This is a genomic window from Rheinheimera sp. A13L (assembly GCF_000217935.1).
GTDB lineage: Bacteria > Pseudomonadota > Gammaproteobacteria > Enterobacterales > Alteromonadaceae > Pararheinheimera.
This window is the reverse complement of record NZ_AFHI01000023.1, coordinates 166,224-178,996: the sequence shown is the minus strand read 5'-3', so window position 1 is coordinate 178,996 and position 12,773 is coordinate 166,224. Positions and strand designations below refer to the sequence as shown.

Sequence of the window (12,773 nt, the reverse complement as noted above, 5' to 3'; positions counted from 1 at the left end):
AATGACAACAATAAAAATTTAAAACAAAGTTAATTAGCTACTTTGTGCTCTGACCCACATACAGCAGTATTTAGGTGTTATAGTCTGGCCCTTCACTCTGAGCAAAAGGATTTGAAATTAAGATTTTTCAGGGACCAGATTGCCACCTCATAAAAGGATGTATTTATGCCAACTCGTACCGATGGCGCAGCTCCAAACTCAAGCCAGAGCGGCCCGGCGTTAACCGATGAATTCCACAATTTTATTGCTGACATCGAAGATTTACTCAAAACCACCACTTCATTAACCGGAGCGGAATTTGAGCAAGCCAAGAAGAAGCTAACTGAACGTGTGGCGACAGCCAAAGCCTCAGTGGAAGATATAGGTCATAACTTTGCCGCCAAAGCACGTCACTCTGCTGAAGTAACAGACCGTTATGTACACCAGCAGCCATGGCAGTCTATTGCTGTCTGTGCAGCCGCCAGCTTCATATTAGGCGCCTTTGTCGCCCGTTGTAGCGGTTCAGGTTCTAAATGATTTGAGATACGCCGACCCTTTGAGGTCGGTTTTTCTAAATGGAGTTTGCATGTCGACACCTGAAATGGAAAATGCTTCGGTTGGTTTTGATCCTGCCCGCTGGCTCTGGTTGCTCGATAAAGCCAGTCCGCAACTGATCACACAACTGGGTTTACATGGTCAGTTGATGCATTTGGAATGGCAGCAGGAAAAGCGCCGTTTGCAATGGATCATGCTCTACAGTGTGCTGAGCATCAGTTTTGTGTTTTTAGCCTTTCTCTTTGCTGGTTTTGCTTTGCTTTACCTGAACAGAAATAACGAAAGTTTTAGGTTATTTATCTGGGCTTTGCCTGTGTTTTTTACCTTATTAGCCACAGCCTGTTTTTTTATAATCCAGCACTTGGGCAAAAAAGGTCAGAATGCATTTAGCACAAGTTATCAGGAGCTAAAAACCGACCTTCAGCTGTTAAGGCGTCAGGTATGAATGAAGACAAGGAATTACCCCTGCAGGTACAGATCCTGTTGCTACGCCAGAAAATGGCACAACAACGTCTGTTGATCCGGCAATATATAGGGCCACAGCAGCAACAAGAGGTAGAACAATTTCCCCGCAGTTTGGGCATGAAGTTGTTACAACAACAGCTGTCAGGTGCAGCCCCCTGGCTGATGGGACTGAAAAATAAACTTCATGGCAAAGAATCGGCCTTACTTTGGTCTGTTGCCCTGACGTTGGGCCAGCACTGGTTGAAAAAAAAACGAAACGCTCAGGAATAACCGCTGTTTAAAGCTGTGGATCACAGACTAACTATTTTTGCTAAGACCTCTATGTACGACGACGTACAGACTTCAGGGCCAGAAACGCTGAAGCTGGGGTCGATCGGTCTCTACCTTAAATTTATACATGGAGTTTTAAATGCCTCATTTAAAAGGCCCGAAGCAAAACCATCTGCTGGCCGTCCTGCCTACAGAGGTTCAGGAACGATTATTTCCCCATATGGAGTTGGTTGAATTACCTCTGGGCAAAGTCTTGTATGAATCCGGCGATACATTGCGTTATGTCTACTTCCCCACCAATTCCATCGTCTCCTTGTTGTATGTGATGGAAAGTGGCGCTTCTGCCGAAATTTCGGTGGTGGGGAATGAAGGCTTAATTGGTGTCGCTCTATTTATGGGCGGCGAAAGCACCACCAGCAGGGCCATAGTACAAAGTGCTGGCCAGGCTTATCGTTTATTGAGCCAACGCCTAAAAGATGAATTTAATCGTCATGGCGCTTTGCTGCATACCTTGCTGCGTTACACTCAGTCCCTGATCACACAAATGGCTCAAACCGCCGTGTGTAACCGCCATCACTCTATTGACCAGCAATTGTGTCGCTGGTTGTTGTTGTCACTTGACCGGCTGGAAGGGAATGAACTGGTGATGACCCAGGAACTGATCGCCAATATGCTCGGGGTGCGCCGTGAAGGAGTCACAGACGCGGCAGGACGCTTACAGCGTTTAGGGGTGATTGAATACCACAGGGGCCGTATTCAAGTGCTTGATCGCGCTAAACTTGAAAGCTTAAGTTGTGAATGTTATGCCGTAGTGCGTAAAGAGTCAGACCGTTTATTACCCTGGGCCAAAAACACGGCCAAAGTTTAACCTTCCCTGCGCTTTCACTCTCTCAGCCTATAATTTGCGCTGAACTGTACATTTACATATATACAAACAGCAAAAACGCAAGTCCCGCTAGGGTATGGTTTAAATTGTTCTGTGGTTGCTCAATGCGGTTCATTTGGAGTACCAGTGTTGTATGGCTACTGCTCCAAACGCCCAAACCGCATTGAGTTTTTCCTTGTCACAGTTTTATTAACTGAAAGCACCAGGTTGCACTGCAATGACAAGCTTGCGTTGCATCTCAGAAGAACTATCAAAGAAGAACATAGTTCTAAGCATCGCCTTCTGACACTCTGTTCTGAGATTTAATCTGACGGCCCACTTTTTCAGCGGCTTTTTTGCCAGCAAGAAATGCATGGTCCGAATTATAGTATTCCCATTCACTATAACGACCGGCCAGCGTGATATCCTGCGTTTCCATCCAGACTTTCACTAAAGCGACATTTTCAGCTCGTGAATGATCATAGATCACATAGGCATAAGGCATATCCACCAGATTCGCGGTGATCACTTGATCCTCACTAGTCATCAACCCAACTTTGATACAGTCTTCGATGCAGCGGGCTATCAATTCGTCACCATCCACTGGCAGTGGTTTCCACGGCGAGTAAGATATTTCGCAGGTAAAGCCAAAACCACCAGGCGCATTACATTCAGGGCTGGCATTGCCCTGCAAAAAAATGCGGTGGAAAATAGTGTCTTCCGGGTAATAAATCCAATGCTTATCGGTAACTTTTTCGCGATTGATGCCGATGTTGACGCAGCGCACCGATATATGGCGTAAACCCTGGGCAGCGTCCTGCACTTCTTTGGGGGCCTCATTTCCCATCAGGCGTACTAATTCAGGCAGCGGCATAGTGCTGATTAAATTGTCATAACGAAATCGTCGGCCGTCAGCCAGCACCATCAGGTGTTCGACAGGCAATAATTGAACTACGTCTGTATTGAGCTCGATTTGACCTTTGATATGAGGCACAAAACCAGACACCAGGGCCTGAAATCCGCCTTTTTTCGGATAACCAAAACGTGCATTAGGCCCCATAGATTTTGCTACGGGCTGCAAAGCACCATCAATAATTTCCGCCAGATCAGGCAAAGGCACACGACCTCCTAACCAGGAGGTTTCCATTTCCGTTAAGGGGATGGTCCATAATTTTTTGTTGTAAGGGATGGCAAAATGTTTGGCGATACCAGCCCCCCAGACGCCATAAATAAAGTCTTCAAAATTGGGGGGGCTATTGATACTGGAAACGCTGCTCTGCTTTGCACTGACGCTGGTGCCATCTGCACAACAATCTTCTGTCCTTGATGTCAGGCCAGAGGCGGAGTTAGGATTTTGGCTGACTGCCGGCTCGTTGCAGGAGGCTGGTTTGTAGCGCGCATCAATAGCGCCAACAATACACTCTTTAATAATCTCGGGAGGTAAACCAAACAACGCACCTTGAAACGGGTAACGCGTATGAATAGTTTTGCTGTAAACCCAGGCTTCACGATTTTGCCAGTGTTGGTTATCCCCTAACAAAATATCGTACAGCTCTAACACATAAGGGTCATTGGAAAACATAATATGACCGGCGTAATCAAAGGTGAATCCACTGTCTTTGATGGATCGGCACCAGCCACCGACTGTCGCATTACGTTCCAGCAACAAGGTGTCTTCCCCCAAATGATAGGCCGCACTTAAGCCTGTCGGGCCTGCGCCTATAATGGCACAACTGACCGACTGCATAGCCTGCTGAGGCCGGAGTGAGTTGATATTCAGAGCTCTGTGCGCCACATTGGCGGAGTTCGCACTTGCCGACTCTTCACACTGTGATCGGCTGGTTTTGCCCTTCTGTGCCAATGCTCGGATCAGTTGAAACATCGAATTGCCAGTGCGCTCCCAAGAGGTGGTCGCTACTAAGGCCCGCATTTTTTCAGCCATTCTTTTTGTTTGTGACTCTGAGGCCGCTAAGGCTGTTTCACAGGCAGCGATAAAGTGTGGAATGTCATAGCCTATAGCCACAATATCACCATAAGGAGTGACCACATCCTCGATAGCTGTGCTGACCACAGGCAATTGTGCCGCCATGTATTCCAATACTTTGGTAGGGCTGATAAAACGTGTGGACTCGTTCAGCGCAAATGGCAGCAGGCATAAATCCCATTCCGCCAGAAACTGTGGCAAGGCCTGATAAGGTTGTTGGCCAAAATAATGAATATTCGCCCTTCTGGGTAAGGTATCGGGATTAATTTTAACCACAGGCCCAACAATAATGATGTGCCAGTCTGAGTGTGCATCCGCAAGTGCAGCTATTAAATTCAGATCCAGCCGCTCATCAATCACGCCATAAAACCCCAATTTGGGGCCGTGAAGAGCAGCTTGCAATGGATGGCTATTACTGCGATCCAACGCCTGCTCAAAATGTACGGCATCGACGCTGCTTGGAAAACAATGTACGTTGGGATGTAAGTTGCGTTTGGCCTGATACAAACTTGGGCCGCCGGTAAATACAATATCTGCACTATTCAGCAAAGCTTTTTCGCGTTGTAACAGCTGTTTGGGCGCATTCTGAAAGGCAGACAGTTCGTCCATGCAGTCATAAACCACCATCTTTGCATGTAGTTGTTTTAACAAAGGCAATGCCATAGGCGTATAAAACCAGACGATTGGATTTTCGCCATCCCGAACCAATGTTGCAATTAAAGGCTCAAGTTCTGCTAACTGATCATCGTGAAAGCCTGTGGCATGAACAGGTGTATGGGGTTGGCATACAGTAATGTTAGGTGCTGGTGTATAGGTTTTAAGAAAACTTTTTCCTGCGTGATAAAAGGGTTCTTCCACTACAATAATTTCAAAATGTTGTGCCAGTTGGCTCAACAGGTGCTGAGGTCTTTGATACACGAAATCCCAGCGCAGATGGCAAAATACAATAATGGTTGGCATATAAACTCCTGATCTAATGTGGATAGAGGTATTCATTTGAAAGTTTTCAATAAATCGTTGTGCTTGCCGAAGCCCGGCGGCATAAGAGAAAGGCAATGTTCGTTGCATATTTTGAGGAGCATTGGCGATATCCCACAGCCCGCTGTGATGCCAATAGCTGTCGTTTTCCCAGTCATGCCGGTCGATCAGCGGGTACAAACACACACCAAGGCAGGTCACGCCTTTTTGTAAAGCGAGCGCCATTTCGGCAGCAACTTGTTTGATCCAGATCCCACGGCCACTGCCAACATGACTGGTTTCTGCCAGCAGTATCGGGCGCTGATAACGCTGGTGCAGTTCGGCTAATATGTCGTGCAGTGGCCGGCGGCGCGAGTCAGCTAAATGCCACCACAATTTGTTGTAAGTGCCACATTCCCATTGATTGTCGTGATAGTAATTAGCACCGATGATATCGAGATAACGTGGATGCCCACCTAACTCTGGTTCACGTCTGCCACATAACATGTCCCACGAATCGTACTGAGCTGAATTCCAGTCGGTTGCCCACTGCTGCCACTCTGGGTGTTCCGGCGGAGCAACCACATGAATAACTGGATCACAATGCATAAAACGCGCGTCCGGACTGACTTGCCAAATCGCATCACAGCCAGCCAAAGTAGCTCGTACCAACTGACGTTTTGCCTCTGTATGAGCACGTTCATCAAACATGTTTTTACAATGGAACAAATGAACGGAAAGCCCCCAACTGGTAAAAGAAATTTCATTGAGCGGAGAATAAATGGGTGGACGATCTGAAAAAGGCGCTAAAAACTCTGCGGCGGCGCGGCAAAAACGGGCGAAACGTGTAATAAATTCAGCTGAATAAACATCGATATCTTCGGGCCAGCCATAATGACAAAAGGTCCAGCAAATTTGGAGCCCTAATTGCTGAGCAGCACGGGCTCTTGGCTCAACGGAAGAAAAATCAAATTCATTGTTGATCTCTGTCAGACGCCAGCCAATGGATTCTCTGACCGTTCGGATGCCAAACTTTTGCAGCAGTACATAATCGTCAAAGGCGTTGCCTGAATGCCCGGTAGACTGATTCATCGATAAGGCTTTTTGTGCACGATTTATATGGTCGGCTCCTTCATAGCCGCCTTGCCAGAATGTGACAAATGGATCATCGGCTGAGGCCTTCATAGACTGAATGCTGCAAAAATAATTCTATGGCTCACTGACATCACTAGCTGTTTCGATTCCAATCCTGTTGCCCTGCTCATTAAACTGTCCTTCATTGGTTCACAGGTTGAGACTACCCATAGTTGCTGAAGCGACGCCGGTGAAGCGTCTGCCATAAATCACCATAAAGGTTGCTGAGGTGACACTGTTGTAGCCCCTGTTATAAATCACCATAAAGGTTGCTGAGGTCACACTGTTGTAGCCCCTGTTATGAATCACCATAAAGGTTGCTGAGGTGACACTGTTGCAGCCCCTGTTATAAATCACCATAAAGGTCGCTGGGTGACACTGTTGCAGCCCCTGTTATAAATCACCATAAAGGTTGCGGAGGTGACACTGTTGCGGCCCCTGTTATGAATCACCATAAAGGTTGCTGAGGTGACACTGTTGTAGCCCCTGTTATGAATCACCATAAAGGTTGCTGAGGTGACACTGGTGCGGCCCCTGTTATGAATCACCATAAAGAAAGCTTAAGAGCATCTCTGTTCGGTATCGTACTCTTTATATCTTTGGTTATTTCTGGGGCCATTTTTGCGGTTGTTTCAGGGCATGGTCTGAGTAATTTATTTAAAAGGGGGTTCTCTGCCGCCAGCGCTGAAGCCGTCAGATAAATCAACCTTGGGGTAACCAAAAATCCAGCACGTCAGGCTGGTGGAGAACAGGGTGAAGCTAGGATGAACTGCTTAGAGCTTGTATAAGTTCCAGCTGAGTCATAGATGAACTGCCACTGATATGCTTTTTTCGGGCTTTTTTACGCAAGGCGTCAATAGGCTCTTGCTCTAATCTGCCAGGTTCAGCCTGGCTATGCTGCGTTTTATCAGCATTTTTTGCTGAATGTTTCCGCTTCGCATGTTTTTCCCTTTTAGCCGCCGTAGAACCTGATGCTGCGAATTCATCCACACCGGATCCTTTCGTCATAGGCGGGCGGGCCACAGGCTGAGTTTTTTTGTAAGAAACTGCTTTTTCTTCCTCGTTTTCTTCAAGGTATGTTGCTTTTTTTCTTTGATCTTTGGTGTATTTCTCTTTGTTGCCAGCAGCCATCTCACTCCCCTACAGACTCTCACACCTGCTTCAGCACAGGCTCAGTTTTATAGTGGTCAGGCATTAACTGCCAACAGCCCTGACTGCTGGCAGCAATGACTCTGTTTATTCTTTATCGTGTGTTGCGGCCAACTCTTTCGCCATTTTTAAATGGTTTTGCAGTTTAGGTAAGGTTTTAGTCGCAAAAGCTGCAATCTCAGCATCATCAGAGAGCGTAGCCCGCTGGAATAATTCGATAGTGTCCTCGTGTGCTGCAACCTGGTTTTTTGCATAAGCTTTATCGAAGGATTCACCATCACGTTGTTCCAACATGAATTTTTTCGCTTTGTTGGTCATCTCTGCTTCATCAGAAACCTCCAGATTTTTCCGGCTTGCAATACCTGCAAGTTCCGCATTAGCGGCTGTATGATCAGTAATCATTTTTGTGGCGAAAGCTTTGATATCAGCAGAGCTTGATTTCTGTTGCGCCATTTTTGCGCTCTGTACTTCTGCAATGCCTTTTGCAGATACTTCTTCCACAAAGTCGTCGGCATCGATTTTGTCTGCAGCAAAGGCCAGGCTTGATGCCGCACCTAAGATACATACCAGAGCGCCAGTGGATAGAATTCTCTTCATGTTCATCATTGAATACCTCATTGGATTAATTTTGAATTCAGTCAGATAACCAACAACAGGGTTACCAGAGCGAACCCCATACTGGCGAATAAAAACCCAGGTTTCGGTATGGTATCGAACATTGAATGGTAAAAACCGTAACTCCGGAACAGATAGGGTCACTGTTATTTTTCATCAGAAAAAACAGTTAAATCTTTAGATCACAAACTCATTTTACGGAAACAGAATTCTCTGTACGGCGCCGTACAGACCAGAGAGGATAATAAGATAATGCTAATGCTGGTCAATGTTGACCGTAAATTTATACATGGAGTTTTGGATGCCTCATTTAAAAGGCCCACAGCAGAATCATCTGCTGGCTGCCCTGCCTGCCGAAGTTCGGGAAAGATTGTATCCGCATATGGAGTTTGTTGAGTTGCCTCTTGGCAAAGTGTTGTATGAATCCGGAGATACACTGCGTTACATTTACTTTCCCACCAATTCCATTGTCTCTTTGCTGTATGTGATGGAGAGTGGCGCTTCTGCCGAAATTTCAGTAGTAGGTAAAGAAGGCTTAATTGGGGTTGCACTTTTTATGGGCGGCGACAGCACCACCAGCAGGGCCATAGTACAAAGCGCCGGCCAGGCTTATCGTTTACTGGCACATCGCGTAAAAGATGAGTTTCATCGTCATGGCGCCTTGCTGCACACATTTTTGAGGTACACCCAGGCCCTTATCACTCAAATGGCACAAACAGCTGTTTGTAACCGCCATCACTCTATTGACCAGCAATTGTGTCGCTGGTTGTTATTGTCGCTGGACAGATTGGAGGGTAATGAACTGAGAATGACGCAGGAGCTCATTGCCAATATGCTGGGCGTACGCCGTGAAGGCGTTACAGATGCCGCCGGTCGTTTACAGCGTTTAGGTGTAATTGAATACCACAGAGGCCTCATTCAGGTGCTTAATCGCCCCAAACTTGAAAGCTTAAGTTGTGAATGTTATGCCGTAGTGCGTAAAGAGTCAGACCGTTTATTGCCCTGGGCCAAACAACCCGCCAAAGTATAAGTTCGTTGCCGGTTTGTTTTATTCGCCGGTAGTGGTTGCCTGATGTCTTTTCACTACCCGCTTTAACCGACAACGAAGTTTTTGCAAAAAAGCAGGGGGTAAACATAGCCTGTTTTTTTCTGCCTGCACAGCGTGCCCTGAAGCAGGTAGTACGAGTGACGGTTTCTTCATCTGATACCTATTACTCAGTCAATTCCATTCTTCCTTGCACCCAACAAATCAACGCCAGTCCTTACAAAGTTCAGCCTGACACAGGGCCGGAATAGCTTTCTGTGCGTCAGCGCTCTGAGCAAAGAGCTTAGTGCTGTGGCGAACAGAAATCTGCAATCGAATCAAACAGAATAGAGTTTAGTACTCATTAACAAGGCGCGTCTGATGCATACAGACCAACCGCAAAACAAACTTTTGCAACAACTGTCTGACGAGGAACAACAAAGGATCATGCGGCACTGTAAAACCGTCAACATGGAATTTGGTCAGCTGTTATGTGAAGAAGGAAAAAACTGTGGTTATGTTTATTTTCCTTTGTCGGGTTTTATTTCAATTCTGACGTCTTTGCAACATAATCAACGCTTAGAAGTAGGTTTAATTGGCAATGAAGGCATGCTCGGCGCTTTATCTTGTGTAGATGTGCATGCTTCGCCCGTGCAGGCCGTGGTTCAGGGCGATGGGACCGCCTTACAGATTGAAACTGAAATTTTTGCCACTGAACTGAAGCACTGCGTTAAATTACAGCAACTGCTGCAACAATATCTGGCATTTTATGTCGTTCAACTGACCCGTTTAGTCTGCTGCAATCATTACCATGAAACTGAACCCCGTTTAGCCCGTTGGCTGTTAATGACCCACGACAGGGCTGGCGGCGATCAATTTTTCCTGACCCACCAGTATCTGGCGTCGATGTTAGGAGTAAGACGCAGCAGCGTAACTGAAGCTGCAGGTTCTCTGCTCCAAAAAAAAATCATCGATTATCACAGAGGCCAAATTCATATTTTAAATCGTGCCGCACTGGAGAAAGCCTGCTGCAGCTGTTACCGCGATTTACTGGATAAACAGCAGCTTTTTTTACCTGATTTACCTTATCCAAACACTGGCTTTGTTCGTTGACGAACGGAAGCTGTTGCCTGAACGGGGCAGACTCGGGGTCCGGTATGATGCAGCTGCGCCGGCAGCTCAGGCGAAAGCCTCAAGGAGTTCTCAGTGAATTACAACGATAAAGACCAATATGGCATTTATAAAACCAGTAGCCTGCCTGAACATGGTAATCAGGGCCCAGGCCCAAGCCTGATGGGTGCAGAAACCCTGATAGGTAACGATGTCTACAATCACCATGAAGAACAAGTGGGTGATATCAAAGAGCTGATGTTGGATATGAAGGACGGCAAAGTCAGTTATGCCGTCTTGTCCTTCGGCTCTTTTTTAGGCATGGGTGAAAAACTATTTGCAGTGCCTTGGAATGCACTGATCCTGGATACGGAAAACAAAAGATTTAAACTGGATATTGATAAAGACAGGTTAGAGAACGCGCCTGGTTTTGATAAAGATAATTGGCCGGATATGGCTGACAATACCTGGCGTGAACTGATCCATAGTTACTACAACAGAACCAACTGATTGTACAGCGCTTGATTAAAGAGTGCTGATGGTATCAACAAGCTAAGCCCTGAACCCTGATTTCAGGGCTTTTTCATTATAAGTACGCCAACGCACAGACCGCTAAAACCACTTCACTCAAAGTAGGCTTTTCGCCAACTATATGGAGTACTTCATGTTAGAAACTATTGTTGCGGTGCTGGTGATCTTATGGCTTTTGGGCATGGTTTCATCTTATTCGCTGGGTGGTGCACTGCACCTGTTATTGGTTGTAGCCTTAGTGCTTTTTGTACTGCGTATAGTGCAAAGACGCCGTCTCTGACCACAGAACCCCGGCATTATTCTGCTGTTTTATTGACTCAGGTTGCCCAGTGAACCAGCCCTTTCCGGGCCTGAACCAGGCAACCTTTATTGGAGAATACTTATGACTATTAAACCATTTTTGCTGGCTACCTTGCTGGCAGTGACAGTCCTTGGCAGCGTGAGCTGTGCATCCACCCGTACCTCTGAAGGCACTGGCGAGTATGTCGACGACACAGTGATCACCGCTAAAGTGAAAGCGGCATTTTTGGGCGAAAAAGGCCTAAAAGTGGCAGAGATTAACGTCGAAACTTTTAAAGGCGTAGTGCAACTAAGTGGCTTTATTAATTCACGTACTGATGCAGACAGAGCTATTACTCTGGCTCGTGGCGTATCTGGCGTAATGTCGGTAAAAGATGACATGCGTATTAAATAAGCTTTTCTGACTTTAGCGCGGTAACGCACCGAAGTGCGCTTTGATTCCTCCTACTTTAGTTAAGCGTCACCCCCTGCATGCTTTGCACTTTCGCAGAAGCATGCAGGTCAAGGAGAATACTAATGACTACATCTAAAGATAAAACAGCAAAGATCAGTCCTATTATTGCCGGCACACCTATTAGTACGACCACAACAACCAAAGATCCAAAAACGACTAAAGCCTCAACAGCTGCAACCACACAAAAAAGCCAGAGCCTGGCCAGCCCACAGCAAAACAAAACAACAGACGATGCCTGGAAAAAGCGTGTAGGCGCTGCACATAAAATGTGGAGCAAGCTGTCCGAAAGCGAGCTGAAAAAATCAGCAGGCGAACCGGCTAAATTATCTGAACTGGTGCAAGCACGTTATTCCATCAGTGGCCCGGAAGCCGACAAACAAGTGAAAAAGTTTATCGACAATCGCAGTTAATTAAACCGAGAGAGCCACATGAAACTGATAAAAAAACAACATTCCGCCTTACTGGTACTGATGCTCAGTAGTTTATCAGTTCCAGTGCTGGCTCAGGACAACAAAGCCAGGCAGGAAGTACTTGACGCACGGCTGGAAAGTCAAATTCTGACCACCTATCAGCTCAGCCCTTATTTACGCCACGATGATATCAGTGTTGCAGTGGAAGATGGAAAAGCCACCATCACAGGTAAGGTAGAAAGTGATGTAAATAAAGATTTGGCGACCGAAATTGCACAAGGTGTCAATGGCGTAAGCGACGTTGATAACAAGATGATCACTGAAGAAAACTATCAGACACCAAAGCGTACTGGTGGTCCAAGTTACGCCGAAATCATCGATGATGCCAGCGTTACCGCCGCAGTGAAATCTAAACTGATGTGGAGCCGCTACGTCGACAGCGGCAGCACCAAAATCACCACCCAAAAGGGCATGGTGACGTTAACCGGAACAGCTGAAACGAAAGAAGCAGTTGAACTGGCAGGAAATTTAGCCATGACCACCAGAGGCGTCGTGTCGGTGGACAATAAACTGACGGTAGAAGCCAACCCGGATAACACATCCAAACCCGGCACTGTAATGGCAGACAGCTGGATCACGACCAAGGTTAAATCCACTTTTATGTACTCCCGTAATGTCGACGGTTCGGACATTGCGGTAAATACCACCAAAGGTGTGGTGACTCTTGAAGGCCTGGTTGACAGTGGCTCTGAAAAAGCTCTGGCCGTGCAACTGGCTGAAAATATCAAAGGTGTGCAAAGCGTAAAGGCTGGCAGTTTAACCTTTAAATAACGTGTTTTACGTCACGATTTTGCGGTTACAGCTGCTGATATGGCCCAAAGCAGCACCTGTGACAGCATGAATTAGCTAGTACTCTAATCCAGGTATTAGCTAATTTTTTTTTGATTTTTTCCCCGCCAAACCTTCTCTTT

At 46.4% G+C, this 12,773-nt stretch carries 15 protein-coding genes; 11 read left to right on the top strand and 4 right to left on the bottom strand.

Translation table 11 applies throughout. The annotated features are described in order from the left end of the window. Positions 1-165 precede the first annotated feature (165 nt). From RHEIN_RS13310 to RHEIN_RS13295, 4 genes are all read left to right on the top strand, one after another. A complete protein-coding gene (locus RHEIN_RS13310; RefSeq protein ID WP_008899496.1) occupies positions 166-516 on the top strand; it encodes a DUF883 family protein in 351 nt (116 codons plus the stop codon). 49 nt (positions 517-565) lie between these two features. Next, a complete protein-coding gene (locus RHEIN_RS13305) occupies positions 566-979 on the top strand; it encodes a phage holin family protein (protein WP_008899495.1) in 414 nt (137 codons plus the stop codon). Next, positions 976-1,269 carry a hypothetical protein gene (locus tag RHEIN_RS13300; RefSeq protein ID WP_008899494.1) on the top strand — a complete coding sequence of 98 codons (294 nt, stop codon included), beginning with the start codon at positions 976-978 and terminating at the stop codon, positions 1,267-1,269. The genes RHEIN_RS13305 and RHEIN_RS13300 overlap by 4 nt, the downstream gene beginning before the upstream one ends. 139 nt (positions 1,270-1,408) lie before the next feature. Continuing rightward, complete coding sequence (locus tag RHEIN_RS13295) at positions 1,409-2,137, top strand: Crp/Fnr family transcriptional regulator (RefSeq protein ID WP_008899493.1); 729 nt, start codon at positions 1,409-1,411, stop codon at positions 2,135-2,137. A gap of 286 nt (positions 2,138-2,423) precedes the next feature. On the opposite strand, the gene RHEIN_RS13290 is transcribed toward RHEIN_RS13295, so the two are convergent. From RHEIN_RS13290 to RHEIN_RS13270, 4 genes are all read right to left on the bottom strand, one after another. Then, entirely contained in the window at positions 2,424-6,260 is a 3,837-nt protein-coding gene (locus tag RHEIN_RS13290; protein ID WP_008899492.1) for an NAD(P)-binding protein, read from the bottom strand. A gap of 99 nt (positions 6,261-6,359) precedes the next feature. Beyond that, complete coding sequence (locus RHEIN_RS21060; RefSeq protein ID WP_158005487.1) at positions 6,360-6,521, bottom strand: hypothetical protein; 162 nt, start codon at positions 6,519-6,521, stop codon at positions 6,360-6,362. A gap of 447 nt (positions 6,522-6,968) precedes the next feature. After that, on the bottom strand, positions 6,969-7,340 hold the full coding sequence (locus RHEIN_RS13275) for a hypothetical protein (protein ID WP_008899491.1): 372 nt from the start codon (positions 7,338-7,340) through the stop codon (positions 6,969-6,971). A gap of 105 nt (positions 7,341-7,445) precedes the next feature. After that, positions 7,446-7,955: a DUF4142 domain-containing protein gene (locus RHEIN_RS13270; protein WP_202797825.1), complete on the bottom strand. Its 510-nt coding sequence runs from the start codon at positions 7,953-7,955 to the stop codon at positions 7,446-7,448. Positions 7,956-8,274: 319 nt separating this feature from the next. Between RHEIN_RS13270 and RHEIN_RS13265 the strand changes: the two genes are divergently transcribed. The 7 genes from RHEIN_RS13265 (at position 8,275) to RHEIN_RS13240 (ending at position 12,633) form a co-directional block, all read left to right on the top strand. Then, positions 8,275-9,003 (top strand): Crp/Fnr family transcriptional regulator, encoded by a 729-nt coding sequence (locus tag RHEIN_RS13265; RefSeq protein WP_008899489.1) that lies wholly within the window; start codon positions 8,275-8,277, stop codon positions 9,001-9,003. Between the two features lie 375 nt (positions 9,004-9,378). Continuing rightward, positions 9,379-10,110, top strand: a complete 732-nt coding sequence (locus tag RHEIN_RS13260) for a Crp/Fnr family transcriptional regulator (protein WP_008899488.1) — start codon at positions 9,379-9,381, stop codon at positions 10,108-10,110. Between the two features lie 93 nt (positions 10,111-10,203). Then, positions 10,204-10,617 carry a PRC-barrel domain-containing protein gene (locus RHEIN_RS13255; RefSeq protein WP_008899487.1) on the top strand — a complete coding sequence of 138 codons (414 nt, stop codon included), beginning with the start codon at positions 10,204-10,206 and terminating at the stop codon, positions 10,615-10,617. A 154-nt stretch (positions 10,618-10,771) separates the two neighbouring features. Then, positions 10,772-10,918 (top strand): lmo0937 family membrane protein, encoded by a 147-nt coding sequence (locus RHEIN_RS20925; protein WP_008899486.1) that lies wholly within the window; start codon positions 10,772-10,774, stop codon positions 10,916-10,918. A gap of 102 nt (positions 10,919-11,020) precedes the next feature. Next, entirely contained in the window at positions 11,021-11,332 is a 312-nt protein-coding gene (locus RHEIN_RS13250; RefSeq protein WP_008899485.1) for a BON domain-containing protein, read from the top strand. Between the two features lie 122 nt (positions 11,333-11,454). After that, positions 11,455-11,802, top strand: coding sequence for a hypothetical protein (locus RHEIN_RS21250; RefSeq protein ID WP_008899484.1), 348 nt, complete (start codon positions 11,455-11,457; stop codon positions 11,800-11,802). 18 nt (positions 11,803-11,820) lie between these two features. Next, a complete protein-coding gene (locus RHEIN_RS13240) occupies positions 11,821-12,633 on the top strand; it encodes a BON domain-containing protein (RefSeq protein ID WP_008899483.1) in 813 nt (270 codons plus the stop codon). Positions 12,634-12,773 lie beyond the last annotated feature (140 nt).

Bases quoted from the DNA above. Each gene is read 5' to 3' on its own strand.
- RHEIN_RS13310 (WP_008899496.1), top strand. From the start codon at position 166: ATGCCAACTCGTACCGATGGCGCAGCTCCAAACTCAAGCCAGAGCGGC.
- RHEIN_RS13305 (WP_008899495.1), top strand. From the start codon at position 566: ATGTCGACACCTGAAATGGAAAATGCTTCGGTTGGTTTTGATCCTGCC.
- RHEIN_RS13300 (WP_008899494.1), top strand. From the start codon at position 976: ATGAATGAAGACAAGGAATTACCCCTGCAGGTACAGATCCTGTTGCTA.
- RHEIN_RS13295 (WP_008899493.1), top strand. From the start codon at position 1,409: ATGCCTCATTTAAAAGGCCCGAAGCAAAACCATCTGCTGGCCGTCCTG.
- RHEIN_RS13290 (WP_008899492.1), bottom strand. From the start codon at position 6,260: ATGAAGGCCTCAGCCGATGATCCATTTGTCACATTCTGGCAAGGCGGC.
- RHEIN_RS21060 (WP_158005487.1), bottom strand. From the start codon at position 6,521: ATGGTGATTCATAACAGGGGCTACAACAGTGTGACCTCAGCAACCTTT.
- RHEIN_RS13275 (WP_008899491.1), bottom strand. From the start codon at position 7,340: ATGGCTGCTGGCAACAAAGAGAAATACACCAAAGATCAAAGAAAAAAA.
- RHEIN_RS13270 (WP_202797825.1), bottom strand. From the start codon at position 7,955: ATGAAGAGAATTCTATCCACTGGCGCTCTGGTATGTATCTTAGGTGCG.
- RHEIN_RS13265 (WP_008899489.1), top strand. From the start codon at position 8,275: ATGCCTCATTTAAAAGGCCCACAGCAGAATCATCTGCTGGCTGCCCTG.
- RHEIN_RS13260 (WP_008899488.1), top strand. From the start codon at position 9,379: ATGCATACAGACCAACCGCAAAACAAACTTTTGCAACAACTGTCTGAC.
- RHEIN_RS20925 (WP_008899486.1), top strand. From the start codon at position 10,772: ATGTTAGAAACTATTGTTGCGGTGCTGGTGATCTTATGGCTTTTGGGC.
- RHEIN_RS13250 (WP_008899485.1), top strand. From the start codon at position 11,021: ATGACTATTAAACCATTTTTGCTGGCTACCTTGCTGGCAGTGACAGTC.
- RHEIN_RS21250 (WP_008899484.1), top strand. From the start codon at position 11,455: ATGACTACATCTAAAGATAAAACAGCAAAGATCAGTCCTATTATTGCC.
- RHEIN_RS13240 (WP_008899483.1), top strand. From the start codon at position 11,821: ATGAAACTGATAAAAAAACAACATTCCGCCTTACTGGTACTGATGCTC.